At 71.7% G+C, this 15381-nt stretch carries 19 protein-coding genes; 10 read left to right on the forward strand and 9 right to left on the reverse strand.

Annotation, left to right across the window (positions count from 1 at the left end):
* Nucleotides 1–8 precede the first annotated feature (8 nt).
* From OJ997_RS11010 to OJ997_RS11020, 3 genes are read left to right on the forward strand one after another with little or no spacing between them, the layout of a single operon-like run.
* Complete coding sequence (locus OJ997_RS11010) at nt 9–854, forward strand: ABC transporter ATP-binding protein (RefSeq protein WP_270025137.1); 846 nt, start codon at nt 9–11, stop codon at nt 852–854.
* Complete coding sequence (locus OJ997_RS11015; RefSeq protein WP_270025138.1) at nt 851–1705, forward strand: ABC transporter permease subunit; 855 nt, start codon at nt 851–853, stop codon at nt 1703–1705. Before OJ997_RS11010 ends, OJ997_RS11015 begins: the two co-directional genes overlap by 4 nt.
* 26 nt (nt 1706–1731) lie before the next feature.
* Complete coding sequence (locus OJ997_RS11020; protein ID WP_270025139.1) at nt 1732–2085, forward strand: PRC-barrel domain-containing protein; 354 nt, start codon at nt 1732–1734, stop codon at nt 2083–2085.
* 75 nt (nt 2086–2160) lie between these two features.
* Here the strand turns inward: OJ997_RS11020 and OJ997_RS11025 are convergent, their stop codons facing one another.
* Nucleotides 2161–2754: a class I SAM-dependent methyltransferase gene (locus OJ997_RS11025; protein ID WP_270025140.1), complete on the reverse strand. Its 594-nt coding sequence runs from the start codon at nt 2752–2754 to the stop codon at nt 2161–2163.
* Nucleotides 2755–2902: 148 nt separating this feature from the next.
* Between OJ997_RS11025 and OJ997_RS11030 the strand changes: the two genes are divergently transcribed.
* Nucleotides 2903–3613 carry a hypothetical protein gene (locus OJ997_RS11030; RefSeq protein WP_270025141.1) on the forward strand — a complete coding sequence of 237 codons (711 nt, stop codon included), beginning with the start codon at nt 2903–2905 and terminating at the stop codon, nt 3611–3613.
* Here OJ997_RS11030 and OJ997_RS11035 read toward each other — a convergent pair.
* From OJ997_RS11035 to OJ997_RS11050, 4 genes are read right to left on the reverse strand one after another with little or no spacing between them, the layout of a single operon-like run.
* A complete protein-coding gene (locus OJ997_RS11035) occupies nt 3535–4221 on the reverse strand; it encodes a type 1 glutamine amidotransferase (protein WP_270025142.1) in 687 nt (228 codons plus the stop codon). The genes OJ997_RS11030 and OJ997_RS11035 overlap by 79 nt on opposite strands.
* Nucleotides 4218–4943 carry a serine hydrolase gene (locus OJ997_RS11040; RefSeq protein WP_270025143.1) on the reverse strand — a complete coding sequence of 242 codons (726 nt, stop codon included), beginning with the start codon at nt 4941–4943 and terminating at the stop codon, nt 4218–4220. Before OJ997_RS11040 ends, OJ997_RS11035 begins: the two co-directional genes overlap by 4 nt.
* Before the next feature lie 31 nt (nt 4944–4974).
* Entirely contained in the window at nt 4975–5382 is a 408-nt protein-coding gene (gene grxD / locus OJ997_RS11045; protein ID WP_270025144.1) for a Grx4 family monothiol glutaredoxin, read from the reverse strand.
* A complete protein-coding gene (locus OJ997_RS11050) occupies nt 5379–5609 on the reverse strand; it encodes a BolA/IbaG family iron-sulfur metabolism protein (RefSeq protein WP_270025145.1) in 231 nt (76 codons plus the stop codon). Before OJ997_RS11050 ends, grxD begins: the two co-directional genes overlap by 4 nt.
* Nucleotides 5610–5680: 71 nt before the next feature.
* On the opposite strand from OJ997_RS11050, the gene OJ997_RS11055 reads away from it, so the two are divergent.
* Genes OJ997_RS11055 through OJ997_RS11075 form a run of 5 tightly spaced genes read left to right on the forward strand, consistent with a single transcriptional unit; the run spans nt 5681 to nt 9309 of the window.
* Nucleotides 5681–6034 carry a HesB/IscA family protein gene (locus OJ997_RS11055; RefSeq protein WP_270025146.1) on the forward strand — a complete coding sequence of 118 codons (354 nt, stop codon included), beginning with the start codon at nt 5681–5683 and terminating at the stop codon, nt 6032–6034.
* A gap of 48 nt (nt 6035–6082) precedes the next feature.
* A complete protein-coding gene (locus OJ997_RS11060) occupies nt 6083–6868 on the forward strand; it encodes a hypothetical protein (RefSeq protein WP_270025147.1) in 786 nt (261 codons plus the stop codon).
* A 19-nt stretch (nt 6869–6887) separates the two neighbouring features.
* Complete coding sequence (locus tag OJ997_RS11065; protein WP_270025148.1) at nt 6888–7508, forward strand: glutathione S-transferase family protein; 621 nt, start codon at nt 6888–6890, stop codon at nt 7506–7508.
* A 10-nt stretch (nt 7509–7518) separates the two neighbouring features.
* Nucleotides 7519–7986 (forward strand): group II truncated hemoglobin, encoded by a 468-nt coding sequence (locus tag OJ997_RS11070; protein ID WP_270025149.1) that lies wholly within the window; start codon nt 7519–7521, stop codon nt 7984–7986.
* 30 nt (nt 7987–8016) lie between these two features.
* Nucleotides 8017–9309 (forward strand): hypothetical protein, encoded by a 1293-nt coding sequence (locus OJ997_RS11075; RefSeq protein ID WP_270025150.1) that lies wholly within the window; start codon nt 8017–8019, stop codon nt 9307–9309.
* Nucleotides 9310–9333: 24 nt separating this feature from the next.
* Here the strand turns inward: OJ997_RS11075 and OJ997_RS11080 are convergent, their stop codons facing one another.
* The 4 genes from OJ997_RS11080 to OJ997_RS11095 all read right to left on the reverse strand — a co-directional run bounded on the left by OJ997_RS11080 (nt 9334) and on the right by OJ997_RS11095 (nt 13700).
* Nucleotides 9334–10680 (reverse strand): TolB-like translocation protein, encoded by a 1347-nt coding sequence (locus tag OJ997_RS11080; RefSeq protein ID WP_270025151.1) that lies wholly within the window; start codon nt 10678–10680, stop codon nt 9334–9336.
* 75 nt (nt 10681–10755) lie between these two features.
* Nucleotides 10756–12144, reverse strand: a complete 1389-nt coding sequence (locus tag OJ997_RS11085; protein ID WP_270025152.1) for a fenitrothion hydrolase — start codon at nt 12142–12144, stop codon at nt 10756–10758.
* Nucleotides 12141–13157 carry a hypothetical protein gene (locus tag OJ997_RS11090; RefSeq protein WP_270025153.1) on the reverse strand — a complete coding sequence of 339 codons (1017 nt, stop codon included), beginning with the start codon at nt 13155–13157 and terminating at the stop codon, nt 12141–12143. The genes OJ997_RS11085 and OJ997_RS11090 overlap by 4 nt, the downstream gene beginning before the upstream one ends.
* A gap of 12 nt (nt 13158–13169) precedes the next feature.
* The gene (locus tag OJ997_RS11095; RefSeq protein ID WP_270025154.1) at nt 13170–13700 is read right to left on the reverse strand and encodes a DsbA family protein; all 531 of its coding nucleotides are present in this window, start codon (nt 13698–13700) and stop codon (nt 13170–13172) included.
* Nucleotides 13701–13810: 110 nt separating this feature from the next.
* Here OJ997_RS11095 and OJ997_RS11100 point away from each other — a divergent pair, with 110 nt between their 5' ends.
* Entirely contained in the window at nt 13811–15334 is a 1524-nt protein-coding gene (locus OJ997_RS11100) for a Na+/H+ antiporter (protein WP_270025155.1), read from the forward strand.
* Nucleotides 15335–15381 lie beyond the last annotated feature (47 nt).

Consider the following 15381-nt stretch of genomic DNA (forward strand, 5'->3'; position numbering starts at 1 on the left):
CGGGCAGGATGAGCGCCGTGCCCGATGCCCTCTCGGTTACTGACCTGCGCAAGCGCTACGGCGCGAACGAGGCGCTCAAAGGCGTCGACCTGAGGGTCGGCGAAGGCGAGCTGGTCGGCCTGCTCGGCCCCAACGGCGCCGGCAAGTCGACGCTCGTGAAGATCGCGTGCGGGCTCGTGGGCCCGTCGTCGGGCACGGCCGAGGTGGCCGGCGCGAAGGCCGGCAGCGCCGCCGCGAACGCCGCGCTCGGCTACCTCGCGGAGCTGTTCCGCTTCCCGGACTGGCTGAGCGCGGACGAGCTGCTGCAGCTGCACCAGAAGCTCGTCGGGTCACGCGGGGGAGCTGCCGAGCGGCGGGAGCTGCTCGAGCTCGTCGCGCTCGGCGACGTGCCGGACCGGCGCGTGGGGCACATGTCCAAGGGCATGCAGCAGCGGCTCGGGATCGCGCAGGCCATGCTCGGGGACCCGAAGCTCCTGCTGCTCGACGAGCCGACGAGCGCGCTGGATCCCGCCGGTCGGCGGACCGTGCGCGAGCTGCTGGAGACGTTGCGCGGGCGCGGCGTCGCGGTGCTGCTGAACTCGCACCTGCTGTCCGAGGTGGAGCTGGTGTGCGACCGCGTGATCATGATCGCCCGCGGCGAGGTGGTCGCGGCCGGCACGCCCGCCGAGCTCTCGCACGCGGGTGGCATCGAGATCACGACCGGCCGTGGCGCGCGGCTGTTCGCGCAGGCCACGCGCGAGGACATCCCGCGGCTCGTGCGCGAGCTGGTGCAGGCGGGCGAAGACGTGTACGAGATCCGCGTCATCCGCTCGTCGCTCGAGGACACGTACCTCGAGCTGGTGGGCGGGCGATGAGCGGCGTCGGGATCGTCGCGGGCTTCGCGCTGCGCGAGTCGGTGCGCCGGCGCGTGTTCGTCGTCGTCGCGCTGCTCACCGTCGCCTTCCTCGGCCTGTACGGGCTCGGCGTGTGGCGCGTCTCGCGTGAGGTGACCGAATTCGGCGACTTCCAGGCGGGCGTCGAACCGGACACCGTCGCGGGCGCGACGCTGCTCGGCCTGGCCATGTTCGCGACGCTCTTCCTGGGCGCGATCCTCGCCGTCTTCCTGACCTTGAACGCCGTCCGCGGCGACGCCGAGCGCGGCCTGCTGCAACCGATCGTCGTCCGGCCGCTCGGCCGCGCGACGTTCCTGCTCGGCCGCTACGTCGCGGCCGCCGGCGTGTGCGTGGCCTACACCGTCTTCGTCTTCCTGGCCTCCGTCGTGATCACGCACCTGTTCATCGACTGGTGGCCGGACCGGTTGCTCACCCCGGCGCTGCAGATGGGCGTCGCCGTCGCGGTGCTGGCGGCGCTCGCGCTCGGCGGCTCGGTGCTGCTGTCCAGCACGGCGAACGGGATCGCGATCTTCATGCTCTTCGGCGCCGGGCTGACGGCGGGGCTGCTCGGGCAGATCGGCGAGGCGCTGGACTCGGACACGCTCCAGGACGTCTCGCAGGTCACGTCCTGGATCCTGCCGTTCGAGGCGCACTACCAGGACGCCCTGAGTGAGATCACCGCCGACTCGTCCGGCTTCACGCGCTACGCGATCAACCTCGGGCCGTTCGGCGGCGCGCAGGAGTTCGGCGCGTTCCTGTGGCCGTACACGGTGCTGTACCTGAGCGCCATCGCGCTCGTTTCGCTGTGGGCGTTCCGCCGGCGCGACTTGTGAGCGCGGGCGGTGGGTAGATCCACCGCATGATCCCCGTCGAGAACATCGCGGACTGGCGCGGCCAGGAGGTCGTGGACCCCAACGGCGAGAAGCTCGGCAAGCTCGACGAGGTCTACTACGACGGCGAGACCGACGAGCCCGCTTTCGCGGCCGTCAAGACCGGCCTGGTGTCCAAGTCGCTGACGCTGGTGCCGCTCCTGCGGGCGAGCGTCGGACGCGACTACGTGCGCGTGGACCGCCGCAAGGCCGTCTTCAAGAAGGCGCCGAGCTTCGACACCGACACCGAGCTCACGCTCGACGACGAGGCCAAGACCTACGAGCACTACTCGCTCGACTACACACCGGCGGGTGCGGGCGCACGCCGGCTCGCCAAGCGTTAGTCGCATCGCCCAGGGGGCGATGCTTCGGCGAGTCCGCCGAAGCGGCGTCGCGCCCCGCGGTCGAGCGCGGACTCGCTAGCGGCGGACAGCGATGAAGCGCGAGCCCGTCGCGGGGAGCTCACCCGCGGCGATCTTCGCCTCCTCCTCGTCGCGGTGCTGCCAGCCGATCTTGTGGCGATACAGGTAGGCGCCGGGCACGGGCTCGGAGACGTCGAACCACGGGGCGAGCTGCTCGCGGACGTGGGCGACGGTGTGGATGTGGTCGCGCATGTGGGCGACGAACTCCGCCGGCGTCTTCTCATGCCCGCCGGCGTGCGCGATCCACCACGCGGCGGCGCGCTCATCCAGGGCGCCGACGTCGTACTCGTCGACGAGCAGCCGGGCACCGGGGCGCAGCAGCTCGGCCAGGTGCGCGAGCGAGTCGGCGAGCGGCTCGACGTGGTGCAGCGACGTCATCGCCACGGCGGCGTCGAACGGCTCCGCCTCCAGCTCGAGCAGCGGGACGGGCAGCACGTCGCCCTCCCCGCGTGGGTCGATCGCGGTCACGTCGTACCCGGCGCGGCGCAGCACCTGCGCGAGCGCGCCGTCCCCGGCGCCGATCTCGAGCACGCGGGCGGGCGCCGGAGGGAGGGCGGCACGGACGAAGGCGATGGCATCAGGAGCAGGCACGCCGCCGACGATAGGCGCACCCACCCGAGCTGCCAACCCCATTTGCCATCGGGTCAAGAATTCTAAAAGGGGACTGTCCCTCTTTAGGTTGAGGCGCCGCCGACCTGCGGATGACGACCCGGCTGTGGCGGGCTCGTAGCGTCGGCGCATGCTCTCGGATCCCCGCCGCTTCTCACGCTTGATCGCCGCGTTCTCGTTGATCGCGGCGCCGTTGCTGGTGCTCGCCGGCATGGTCGCGACCCCGTGGGAGGACGAAGGCACGACCGCCGCCTACCACGACGCGCTCGCCGCTCACCCGGACCAGGCGGAGGTGGCGGCGACGCTGCTGCACTTTGGGTTCCTGCTGTTGCTGCCGGCGGCGCTCGGGCTCATGCACCTCGCCCGCGGTGCGGCGCCGAAGCTCGCGCACGTCGGTGGGCTGCTCGCCATCTTCGGCCTCGCCACGCTGCCGGGTTTGCTCGTCACGGACTTCTACGACCTGGCGCTCGCCGAGGCGCTCCCGCGCGAGGAGTCCGTGAAGATCGCCGACGCGGCGACGGAGGGCTGGGCGCCGATCCTGCTGTTCATGACCGGCGCGTTCCCGGTGATCATCGGCCTGATCGTGCTCGGCGTCGCCGCCTGGCGTGCCGGCGCGGCGCCGGGCTGGACCGCGCTGCTGATCGCCGCGGGCTGGCTCGTCCCGATGGCGACCGAGGTCAGCCTCGTCCTGGCCGCGATCGGCTCCGTCCTGATGCTGGCCGGGTTCGGCTGGATCGGTGTGCTGGTCGCGCGGATGAGCGATCAGGCGTGGGCCGACCGCGCGTTCTCCCGGACCAAGCGGGCGAAGGCGCCGAAGATCGCGGTCGAGAGCGCAGTCTGATCCGGCAGGTGGCGGGCGTCCGCGCGGCGGGCGTCCTCCTCGGTCGTCCCTGCCGCGGTCACGGAGTCCGGCCAGCCCGCGTACCATCCGTCCAACGCGGGCTGGTCGACTTCCGGGTGGAACTGCACGCCCCACGCGCAGCGCCCGACGCGGAAGCCCTCCGCGCGCCCGCCATCGGGCCGCGCGTACACCTCGACCGCGTGCGCAGGCGGCTCGAAGCCGTCCTGGTTCCAGTGCAGCGCGTGCGCGCCGTCGGGGATCGCGCCGAGCACCGGGTCGGTCGGGTCGAGCACGGTCAGCGGCTCCCACGACACGAACCGCTTCGGCAGCCGCAGGTTCTCGCCGCCGGTCGCGCGGGCGAGCAGCTGCGCGCCGAGGCAGACGCCGAGGAACGGGACCTCGCGCTCGACCGCGGCCGCGATCCACTCCACCTCGGGCGCCAGCGCGGGGTCCCACGCGTCCTGCTCACCGCCGAAGGAGACGATGCCGTCGAGGCCGTCCAGCGACGGCAGCTCGCCGCGGAAGTGCTCGGAGACCGCACCGAGCGGTGCGGCCGCGTTGCCGAGGAACGGCTGTTGGAGATGGTGAATGACGGCGATGCGGGTCATGGGCGCAGGACGCGGGAGGCGACCCCGGCGAGGGTAGCCTGGCCGTAGGTCTGGTTCGGCTCGTCGCTCGTGAGGACCGCGAGCGCGACGCGCCGGCCGTCCCGCTCCAGGAGCGCGGACTGGTGGGTGATGCCCCTGCGCCACCCGCCCTTGAAGAAGACGCGGAAGCCGCGGCGCTCGGCGACGGGCGCGAGGCCCCAGCGCTGCGGCTTGACGATCCCGCCGAGCAGCCCGCGCGCATAGGCGCGATGGCGCTTGGGGACGAGCCGGTCGATGCGCAGGAAGAAACGGGCCTGGTCGGCCGCGGTGATGCGGGTCTCGAACACGGCGCCGACCGGGAGGAAGTGCGTCATCCGGGCCGCGCGGGCGACGGCTGCGAGCCCCGCGTCCCCGACCGCGGCGTAGACGGTGTGCGCGGCGTCGTTGTCGGACGCCGTGACCATCGGTGAGAGCAGCGCGGCCTCGTCGGCGGTGACCGTGCGGGTGGCGGCGCGGCGCAGCACGGCGACCATCAGCATCGCCTTGACCATGCTCGCGGAGCGGAACTGGACGGCGGCGTTGTGGCCGCGCAGCTTGCCATCCTCGGTGGCGACGGCCCAGGCGACCGTGCCGGCGCGGGTCTTGGCGAACGTGGTGGCCTGCTCGAGGCCGGAGGAGGACACGAGCGGCTTGGGCTCGGTCCGGCGGGCGGGCTGCTCGTTGCCGTCGCCGCCCGCGGCCACCAGAGCGGTGGCCGCGAGGGCGAGGAGCGGCTTAGGAAGCGAGGTCGTTGCGGATCTGGAGGGGCGGGGCGCCCGGCTCCGAGGCCACGGGGGCCTCCTCGGGCGCGTCGGCCTTCGGCTCGATGCCGAGCGTGGAGGCCAGCTCGCCCGTCTCGTACATCTCGGTGACGATGTCGCAGCCGCCGACGAGCTCGCCGTTGACGAACAGCTGGGGGATCGTCGGCCAGTTCGAGATGGCGGACAGCTCCTGGCGGATCCGCGGATCGGGCAGGATGTCCACGGCCGCGTAGGAAGCGCCGAGCGCGTCCAGGGCGGCGACCGTGCGGGCGCTGAAGCCGCACATCGGCTGCTCCGGACGGCCCTTCATGAAGAGGATGACTTCGTGCGAGGAGATCGCGTTCTGGATCTCGTCGCGCATGGGGTTCTCAGTGGCGCTCACGCTTCCGCCTTCGTGACGAGGGATAGGGCATGGATCGGACCGCCGATGTCGGCTCCGAACACCGCGTAGACGCGGCGATGCTGCTCGATGCGGCTCAGCTCGGCGAACTCCGGCGCGACGACGGTGGCGCGGAAGTGATCTCCCGTTCCGGTGAGGTCGGTCACGGCGGCGGAGGAGCCGGGGATCGCGGCCTCGATGCGCAGCTTGAGGTCGTCGGTGGAGGGCATTCACCGGAAGGGTAGCGGTCGCTACACTTCGGGAAGTATTGGCTGGGAAACCCGCACGGGAGTACTGACACTTGATCACCTTCACCGAAAAGGGCGCCGAGAAGGTCCAGGAGTTTCTCGCGTCCCAGAGCACCGACGTGCAGACCGCCGGCCTCCGCGTGGGTGTGCGCGGTGGCGGGTGCTCGGGCTTCCAGTATGCGCTCGCGTTCGACGAGGAGCGCCCGGGTGACGAGGTCTTCACCGACCGCGGCCTGCGGATCCTCGTCGACGGCCCCTCGCTCCCCTACGTCAAGGGTGCGGTCGTCGACTACGTCGAGTCCATGCAGGGCGCCGGCTTCAAGGTCGACAACCCGAACGTCATCGCGGCCTGCGGCTGCGGCTCCTCTTTCCGCGTTGAGGAAGAGGAAGAAGTCTCCGCGGTCTAGGCGCCTGTTGCATTGAGCGGCGCCCTCCGCGCCGCTTTACTGCCGCGCGTGAAGATTCGTGCGCTGTGCCTGACCCTGCTCGCTTCCGCGTGCTTCGCCCCGTCGGCGAACGCGGCGGTCGCCGACTCGATCCTGCCGTTCTACGACGCCGCTGACGGCGTCCGCGCCGTCAAGCGCGCGAGCGGCGAGGACGTGATCCGCTTCGACGCCAAGGCCGCGAAGCTCTACAAGGCGATCGCCGGCAAGACGGCCGAGATCAGCTGCAACACCCGGATCGTCAGGAACGACGCTGGGCCGCTCGACGTGGTCGGCGCGGGGTTCAGCTCGACCAGGAAGCTCCCGAAGCGCCGCGGGTCGGTGCGGCTCGGCACCACGAAGGCCGAGCTGTGCGCGATCGCGACCAAGAAGGTCAAGGGCGAGGAGCTGTGCTTCGCGCCTGAGGTCGGCTCGAAGCTCTGCGTGCGCGTGGCGGTGGCGCTCACGCCCGCCGGCACGGCGTATCTCGACGAGCGGGCACGGACGATCGAGCTGGCGTTCACCGCGTCGTTGCTCGGTGCGGCGCTCTCGCCGGACTTCAAGGTCCCGGGCAACACCACGCTCGAGAAGATGCACACGCTGCTCGGGCCGGACGTCGTCGAGCTCGCCACGCCGGATGAGTCCCCGGCCCTCGGGAAGGTGGGCTTCTGGGCCCCGGACGCCAAGAACTTCGCGATCGTCGCCCTGCTGGCGGACGGGACGCGGCGCTTTCTCAGCATCCGCGACGGCGTCTTCAGCACGAACGACCTGAGGCTGACCGAGGGGCTCGACAGCGAGGACGTCTTCACACTCGGCTGAGCTCGTGCGTTAGAGGCGCATGCGCCTCTACGACTACGCCGCGTCCGGGAACTGCTTCAAGGTCCGGCTCCTGCTCGGAATGCTGGACCTCGACTGCGAGCGGGTGCCGATCGACATCTTCGCCGGGGACACGCTCACCTGCGAGTTCGCGATGCTCAACCCGGTGCGCGAGACGCCGGTGCTCGAGCTGGACTCGGGCGAGCGGATCACGCAGTCCAACGCGATCCTCTGGTACCTCGCGGAGGGGACGGCGTGGCTGCCGGACACGCCGCTCGGGCGGGCGCAGGTCGCGCAGTGGCTGTCGTTCGAGCAGGAGCGGGTGATGGGTGGGCTCGGCGGACCGCGGTTCCGGCTGCTCACCGGGCGCGCGACGGCGGAGGAGGTCGAGCCGCGGCTGGCGACCGGCCGGGAGGCGCTGGCCATCCTCGGCGACCAACTGATGGCGCGCGACTGGGTCGTGGGGGCGGCGCCCTCGATCGCGGACCTGTCGCTGTTCGCGTACGTGAGCGTGGCGCCGGTCGAGGTGCCGGGCGCGGTGGCCGCGTGGCTGGACCGCGTGCGCGCGCTGCCGGGCTTCCTCGACGACTTCGTGCCCTATCCGGACAACGCTCGTCCCGGGGCGGGGTCGTCGATCTACTAGCGTTCGCCGGGTGGCCGACGACACACCGACGATCTACGAGTGGGGCGGCGGGCGTGAGGCGTTCTCGCGCTGGCTGAACGCGTTCTACGACCTCGTCGAGGACGACGACGAGCTGGCGCCGCTGTTCGGCGGCACCGTCAGCGAGGAGCACCGCGAGCACGTCACGACCTGGTGGTGCGAGGTGATGGGCGGTCCGGCCGCCTACACGGAGCACCACGGCGGCTACGCGCACATGCTCTCCAAGCACGTCGGGCTTGGGATCACGCCGGAGCAGCGGCTGACGTTCGTGACGCTCCTCTCGCACGCGGCCGACCTCGCCGCCCTCCCTGACGACCCGGAGTTCCGCGCGGCGCTGATGGGCTACGCGGAGTGGGGCACGCGGCTGGCGGTCCAGAACTCGGCGGACGGCGCGGAGGTCGTGGAGCACGCCCCCGTGCCTCGGTGGGGCTGGGGCGTCGCGCCGCCGTACGTGCCGTAACCCGCGCCGGCGCGGGTAGCCTCGATGCAGATGCGGTGGCCGGTGATCCTCTATGCCCTCGCGGCCGCTGTGCTGGTCGGTGCGTCCGCGTTCGAGCTGAGCCGCGACGACACGGCGGATCTCTCGATCAGCATCAACGTCATCGCGCCACCCGGGGCCACGCCCGTTCCCGCGCCGACGACCTCGCCGCTCGCGCCGGTGCCCGCCGCCGGGCCGGGCCTCGCGGTCGGCATCACGGAGTTCAACCCGAACCTGGTCGCCGCGGACACGCCCGCGCCGGAGCCGTGGGAGCAGGCGCGTCAGGCGATCGGGGCGCTCGACCCCACGTTCTTCCGGCTCGTGATCGACTGGCACCACCTGCAGGCGACGGCGGAGGCGCCGGCGGATCTGAACAAGCCGGAGACCGGGTGCATGCGCGAGGTCCAGCCGTGCCTGGGATGGGCGGGCGTGCGGCAGCAGCTCGCGGCGCTCGCTTCGCGCCAGAAGGAGGATCCGGACCGCTGGCAGACGCTGGTCGTCCTGACCGGGACGCCGGAGTGGGCGGCCGCGCCGCCGTCCGGCTGCGAGCGCGAGAAGGCCACCGTGCGAGCCCGGGCGCCCCGGCCCGAGACGCTGCCCGCGTACCGGCAGCTCGTGCTCGACGTGCTCACGGTCGCGCGGGAGGAGGGGGCGACGCTGCGGTTCTGGAGCCCGTGGAACGAGCCGAACCTGCCGCCGTTCGTGTCGCCGCAGCGGGCGGAGTGCGACCCTGCCTCGCCGAGCCTCGCGCCCGGCGTCTACACCGAGCTGGCGAAGACCCTGACGAGCGCGCTCGACGAGGCACCGGGCGAGCAGCAGCTGGTGATCGGCGAGACCGCGGGCCTGCTGAAGGACACCAAGCTCGTGACGAGCGTCGGCGAGTTCATCCGCGGCCTTCCGGAGGAGCTCGTGTGCTCCTCGACGGTCTATTCCCAGCACGCGTACATCGGCGGCCGCGACCCGGTCGAGCAGGCCGCCACCGCGCTGGCCGCGCGGGGCTGCCCGGAGCCGCACACGATCTGGATCACCGAGACGGGCGTCGGTCCGGCGCCCGAGGAGTACTCCGCGGTGCCGGACCCCGCGGCCGCGGGCTGCCGCGACCTGCACGAGCGCCTCGTCCAGTGGTGGAACGACCCGCGCGTGACCGTGGCCTTCCAGTACACGGTCCGCGAGGACGACAAGTTCCCGGTCGGCCTGTTCTCCACCGACCTCACCGAGACCCGCCCGGCGCTGCGGGAATGGCAGGCCTGGGGCGGGGCACGGCCGGCGACCGCACCCCCTCCCGCAGACGCCTGCGGAACTTAAAGGCCCAGGGCCTTTAGGCTTCCTTTAGCGCACGTTTACGTTCAGCGTCTTGCTGATCGTGGCGCCCGAGGACGGCTTGAACGTGACCTTCACGGACAGCTTGCCCTTGCGTGAGACCTTCAGCTTGAGCTTGGCGGTGCCGGCCTTCTTGACCTTGGCGGAGGCCTTGCCGACCGTCTTGGAGCCGGCCTTGGCGACCGCGGAGAGCTTGCCCTTGCCCGTGACCTTCACGGAGAGCTTCACGCCGGACTTCTTGCTGGCGCTGGAGACCGTCACCGAGAGCGACTTGCCGGTCGGCTGCGTCGGCTGGGCGGGCGGCGTCGGCTGAGCCGGAGGCGTGGGCTGGGCGGGGCGGGCCGGCGGGACGTCGGCGGGACCCCAGTCGGGCTCCGTGGCGCCCGGGATGAGCACTGCGGGGGTCGGCGTGGCGCCGTCGAGCGTGCACTCGGAGGCGAAGTTCGGCACCGCGGCGATCTTCAGCCCCGCGCCGTCGGTGAACGCCATGTTCGAGCCGTCCGGCGACCAGGTGGGCTGGCTGTAGGAGCCGCCGACCGGCCCTTCGTAGCGGTAGCAACGGACCACGTCCGAGCCGATCGGGTTGCCGTCCTTCCACCCGCTCGGGAAGCCACGGATGAGGTAGACGCTGAGCGTGCTGTCGTTGGCGCCGGTCTGCGCCGCGAGCTTGCGCTTGTCGCGCGTGAGCTCGGCGCCGCTCATGTGCGGGTTGTCGCCCGTGTCGCTGAACCAGGCCATGACCATGTTGCCGTGGCCGTTGCCGCCGTCGGAGATGCGGTCGAGCAGCAGGTCGTGGTTCGGGAGGTGGGTCGGGTTGGCGAGCAGCGTCATGTCGTTGTCGATCCACGACGGGTGGCGCCAGCCCGAGTGGTAGCCGATCGCGTCGCCGGTCTTCCAGTCGGTCATGCGATCCGACCACGTGTAGCCCGTCCCGCCCTCGTTGAGGGCGACGAGGCACTTGGGCGGGAAGCAGTCCGGCGTCGTGGTCTGCGAGAGCCAGTAGTAGGTGTAGGCGACCTTCGTGCCGTCGGGCGAGATCGCGGGGTCGTACGGACCCCAGAACGACTTGCCCGGGCTCGTGCTCGAGACGGGCGTGGCGAAGTCGGCCTGGACGGCGCCGTCGCGCGCCAGCCGGTGGAGGCGGACGCCGTTGAGGGCGACGATCGTGCCGTCGTCGGACTGGGTCACGTCGGAGTAGCCGCCGGTCGAAGTCACCTGGTACTGGCGCGACCCGTCCGGGGTCGTGAGCCAGACGTTGCCGTCCTTGACATAGGCGATCGAATCGGCCGAGGCACTCGACGCGCACGCCAGCACGATGAAGGCGGCGGCGAAGCCTGCGAAGAGAGTGCGAATCATGCGGCCGATGATCGGCGGCGCCGCTTGCCGTTCGCTTGCCGCGAGGTTGCCCGCGAACCTAAAGACCCAGGGCCTTTAAGAACCGGCTTGCGCCAGAAGCCACAGCGCGAGGGAGGTGAAGCCCACCATCACGCCGAGCATCCAGTACTGCGAGCGGACCGCCAGCTTGGCCTCGCCGTAGAGCGTCAGAGCCCGGTCGTGCGCGAGCGCGAGCGCCGCGACGTGGCCGATGACGACGACCGCGACCTGGACGTACCAGGTGTTCTCCTGCGGGAAGACCGTGTAGTCGATGCCCCAGTCGACCGTGCCGAAGAGGTTCCAGCCCTGGGAGAACGGGTCGCTCGCCAGATAGGTGATCGCCTGGCCCTCGAAGACGAGGAACGTGAGGTAGTGCGCGGCGACGTAGACGGCCGCGATGGGCACGAGCGAGTGCGCGAAGCCGTTCTCGAGCTTGCTGATGCTGAGGTTGCCGCCGACCGAGCGGGCGCCCTCGACGCCGAGGCGGTAGAAGCCCCACACGAGCCCGACGCCGAACAGCAGGCCGAGCGTCGACGCGATCTTGGAGGCGGTCAGCGCGCCGATCCCGAGGCTGTCGAGCGTGTCCACCACGCCCGAGGAGAGATCCAGCCAGAGCGAGCCCTGGCTCAGGCCGTCGAAGGTGACGGTGCCGATCATCACGGTGATGAACGCGACCGTGCCCGGCGGGGTGTCCAGCTTCGGCAGGCCGCCCAGGGGGCGCCGGAAGCCGAGCGTGCCGTTGCGCGTCTCCAGCACCGACATGCGCGCGAACAGGTTGAAGTAGACCGCGAACGCCTCGCCGCGCCGCGACCACGTGTCCACGCCGAAGTAGACCTGGGCCGCGAGCGTCACGACCGTGTAGCCGACGACCGCGGTCACGAGCGTCGACGGATGGTCGCCCCAGCCCGAGACGAGCTCGATCCAGGTGAAGGCGAACAGGAACGCCGCCGCGGGCCAGCGGCCGAACCGCTCCGGGTAGGGCCGGTTCAGCTGCGGGAGCAGCCGGCCGAGCGCGCGCCAAGGGCTCAAGGCCCGGAAGACGTCGCCGAACAGGATCGACAGGAAGACCAGGCCGACCCAGAACGTGATCAGCAGGAACGTCGGCGCCCAGTTGTCCAGCGCGGTGCCCGACCCGAGGTAGCCCGCGAGGATCGTGACGACGAGCAGGAACACGCCGAGCGTGCCCCAGAAGATCTGCAGCGGGACGCTCGCCAGCGCGCGCCCGGCGGGCAGCGGACGCCAGTCGTCCTGCTCGAGCCGCGGCGTCGGCCACAGCACGGCCAGCGCGAAGAAGGAGATGACCAGCACCGCGGCGGCGGCCCACGCGAACAGCCACTGCGGGATCGGGAGCGGCGGGCGCTGGACGAGGCCGTGCGCCTCGGCCGCGGCGGGGACGAGGAAGAGAAGCGCGGCGGCCAGTGCCGCCGCCGGGAGGGCGCGTCTCACAGCCCGGTCTTGATGGCGTCCTCGAACTGCTGGACGCCGATCGAACCCTCGAGCCGGGACGTGATCTTCCCGGACTTGTCGACGACGAACAGCCACGGCTCCGACGGCAGGTTGAACTGCCGCAGCGGCTCGCGCAGGCCCTTGCTGACGTCGTTGTCGACGTAGACCTCTTGGTGGATGAACTTCATTTGCTTGCCGTACTTGGCCTGCAGCTGCAGCGCGATGTCCGCGACCGGGCCGCACACGCGCGACGCGCACAGCTGCGGCGTCGCGAACAGCAGCGCCACCGGCTCCTTGCCGGCGACCTCGTCGAAGCTCACCTCGTGCATGTCGCTCGGCGGCACGCGCGTGTCCAGGATCTCCTGGTTGCCCTTGGTCGTCTCCAGCGTGTCCGTCTTGACCTTCGGGGCCTCGTCGCCGACCGCCGGGATCGGGTCCGCGTCCGCGGTGGACACCTGGACCTGGCCGGTCGCACCGGTGAACTTGCCGTTGGGCAGCTTGGTGGCGGAGAGCACGGCGTACTGGCCGCGCTTCGGGAAGTCCACGTTGGCGGCGTAGATCGCGGCGAACGGGTCCTGCTCGGTGGCGGCCTGCTTGGAGCGGTAGCGCGCGTCGGTGAGCAGCACGTCGGCGGGCGCGACGAAGGGACCCTCGGCGGGCTCTCCCGGCGTCGGCGCCACGTAGATCGCGGTCGGGCCGTAGACGGGCTTGCCGTCGGCGCCGATGACGCCGAACGCCATCCGGCTGGGCTCGCCCGTCGTGAAGATCGAGGTCGCCAAGCCGAGCGACGGGCCCGCGGCCATCCCGGAAGCCAGCTCCTCGAGCGTCTTGCCGTCGGCGGGCGGGAACTCGGCCTCGTCCGGCCCGACGGCCACCTTCACACGCTCGCGGACGCCCGCCTCCTGCGGCACGTTCTCCACCGGATCCTTGGGCGTGTCCGGCGTGTCGCTGCCACCGCAGGCGGCGACCAGCAGGGCGAGAACAGCAGCGAGCAGCGCAACGAACCGGGCCATGACGGGGCTAGGTTAGTCGCCGTCAGGCGAATCGGACGTGAGGGCCTCGACCAACGAACGGGCGTCGAACGCTTCCTCATGCCTGCGGCCGTTGACGAAGAACGCCGGGGTGGACGCGATCCCGGCCGCGCGTGCGGCTTCGTTGTCGCGCGCAACCCGCTCGGCCGGCGCGCCCGTCGCGAGGTCGGCGCTGAAACGCTCGGTGTCCAGGCCGATGCGGTCGGCGAGCGCGAGCAGGTCGGTGTCGGAGAGCTTGCCGCCGCTCGCGTAGAGCGCGTCGTGCATCTCCCAGAACGAGCCCTGCAGGGACGCGGCCTCGGCGGCCTCGGCGGCGCGCTCGGCGTCCGGGTGGACCTCGGTCAGCGGCAGGTGGCGGAAGACGAAGCGCAGGCGGCCTTCGAGGCGCTCGCGGACGCGGCGCACGATCGACTGGGCGGCGACGCAGTAGGGGCACTGGAAGTCGCCGTACATGACGAGCTCGAGCGGCGCGTCGAACGGTCCGGCGACGTGATCGTGCTCGTCGATGGGCTGCGGAAGGGGCATTGGGCGCGTCGATCCTAGAGATCCGCGAAGCGATCTCTTCAGCCGAGATCGCGAAAGCCAGCGGCGAAGCCGCTAGTGGCGCGATATAGCGCCCTAGACTGCCCACCCCAGTGGGCGAACTCGAGCTCCTCTTCGCGCTGCTGTTCCTGGCGGTGCTGCTCGTGCGCGCCGCGGACCGGCTGCACGTCCCGTACCCGATCGTGCTCGTGCTGGGCGGGTTGGCGCTCGCCTTCGTGCCCGGCGTGCCGCGCGTGGACCTGGACCCGCACGTCGTGCTGCTGGTCTTCATCCCGCCGCTGCTGATGAGCGCCGGCTGGGCGTCGTCGGCGCGTGAGCTGCGGGCGGAGAGCCGCGCGCTCGGCCTGCTCGCGCTGGCGCTCGTGCTTGCGACCACGAGCGTGGTCGCCGTCGCCGCGCACGGCCTGGTCGACGGGCTCTCGTGGCCGGCCGCGTTCATGCTCGGCGCCGTGATCGCGCCGACGGACGCGGTCGCCGCCGTCGCCACGTTCGCGACCGTGCGCGTCCCGGGCCGCGTGCGCCGGCTGGTGGAGGGCGAGTCCCTGATCAACGACGCGACCGGCCTGACCGGCTTCCGCGTGGCGGTCGGCGCGGCCACCGCGGGCACGTTCTCGCTCTTCGACGCCACGGTCGAGTTCCTGGTCGCCGCGGTCGGCGGCGTGGCGGTCGGCGCCGTCGTCGCCATGCTCGGCCTGCGCGCGATCCGCAAGCAGGCCGACGTCACGGTCTCCGTCCTGCTGACGATCCTCGCCGCCTACACGAGCTACATCGCGGCCGAGGAGATCCACGCGTCGGGCATCCTCGCCGCCGCCACCTGCGGCGTCCTCAGCGGCTGGAAGCAGTCGGACTACTTCGACGCCGACACGCGCCTGACCGCCAACTCGTTCTGGAACATCCTCACCTTCGGGCTCGAGGCGCTGCTGTTCGTGCTCCTCGGCCTGCAGCTGGAGAACATCATCGACGAGCTGGGGAGCGACCGCGCGGCGTCGCTGATCCTCGCCGGCGTCGCGATCTCGGGGATCGTGATCGTCGTGCGGCTCGCGTTCGCGCTGCTCCCGGTGGCGCCCGGGCTCGGCGTGAAGGAGCGCGTCGTCGTGGGCTGGTGCGGGATGCGCGGTGCGATCTCGCTCGCCGCGGCGCTGTCGATCGCGGCCGACATCCCGGGCCGCGAGGAGGTCATCTTCCTCACGTTCATCGTGATCCTGGTGACGCTCGTCGGGCAGGGCCTGACACTCCCGGCGGTGGTCAAGGCGCTGCGGATCCCGTCCGAGCGCGAGTGGTCGCCCGAGGAGGCGATCGCCCGCCTGGAGGCCGCGCAGACGGCGCTGGACCGCCTCGACGAGCTCGAGGAGGACGAGCGCATCAACGAGGAGCCGCTGCGCCGGCTGCGGGAGCTCTACCGCGCGCGCTTCCAGCAGTGCGTGGCCGTCCTCGGCGGCGAGAAGGCACCCGACGTGCTCCAGGAGCAGCGGATGCGCTTCTCCGACGTGCGCCGCGACCTGATCAAGTCCGAGCGCGCCGCGGTGCTCGGCCTGCGCAACCAGGGGCGGATCTCCCAGGACGTGCAGCGCCAGATCGAGCGCGACCTCGATCTCGAAGAAGCCCGGCTCCGTTAGCCCCGCCCGCGAGTCCGCGCGCGGCTTCGCCGCGCCGCGCCGCGTCG

The sequence above is a fragment of the Solirubrobacter phytolaccae genome (genome assembly GCF_027587195.1).
Taxonomy (GTDB): Bacteria; Actinomycetota; Thermoleophilia; order Solirubrobacterales; family Solirubrobacteraceae; genus Solirubrobacter; species Solirubrobacter phytolaccae.

Bases quoted from the DNA above. Each gene is read 5' to 3' on its own strand.
- OJ997_RS11010 (WP_270025137.1), top strand. From the start codon at position 9: ATGAGCGCCGTGCCCGATGCCCTCTCGGTTACTGACCTGCGCAAGCGC.
- OJ997_RS11015 (WP_270025138.1), top strand. From the start codon at position 851: ATGAGCGGCGTCGGGATCGTCGCGGGCTTCGCGCTGCGCGAGTCGGTG.
- OJ997_RS11020 (WP_270025139.1), top strand. From the start codon at position 1,732: ATGATCCCCGTCGAGAACATCGCGGACTGGCGCGGCCAGGAGGTCGTG.
- OJ997_RS11030 (WP_270025141.1), top strand. From the start codon at position 2,903: ATGCTCTCGGATCCCCGCCGCTTCTCACGCTTGATCGCCGCGTTCTCG.
- OJ997_RS11035 (WP_270025142.1), bottom strand. From the start codon at position 4,221: ATGACCCGCATCGCCGTCATTCACCATCTCCAACAGCCGTTCCTCGGC.
- OJ997_RS11050 (WP_270025145.1), bottom strand. From the start codon at position 5,609: ATGCCCTCCACCGACGACCTCAAGCTGCGCATCGAGGCCGCGATCCCC.
- OJ997_RS11065 (WP_270025148.1), top strand. From the start codon at position 6,888: ATGCGCCTCTACGACTACGCCGCGTCCGGGAACTGCTTCAAGGTCCGG.
- OJ997_RS11075 (WP_270025150.1), top strand. From the start codon at position 8,017: ATGCGGTGGCCGGTGATCCTCTATGCCCTCGCGGCCGCTGTGCTGGTC.
- OJ997_RS11080 (WP_270025151.1), bottom strand. From the start codon at position 10,680: ATGATTCGCACTCTCTTCGCAGGCTTCGCCGCCGCCTTCATCGTGCTG.
- OJ997_RS11090 (WP_270025153.1), bottom strand. From the start codon at position 13,157: ATGGCCCGGTTCGTTGCGCTGCTCGCTGCTGTTCTCGCCCTGCTGGTC.
- OJ997_RS11095 (WP_270025154.1), bottom strand. From the start codon at position 13,700: ATGCCCCTTCCGCAGCCCATCGACGAGCACGATCACGTCGCCGGACCG.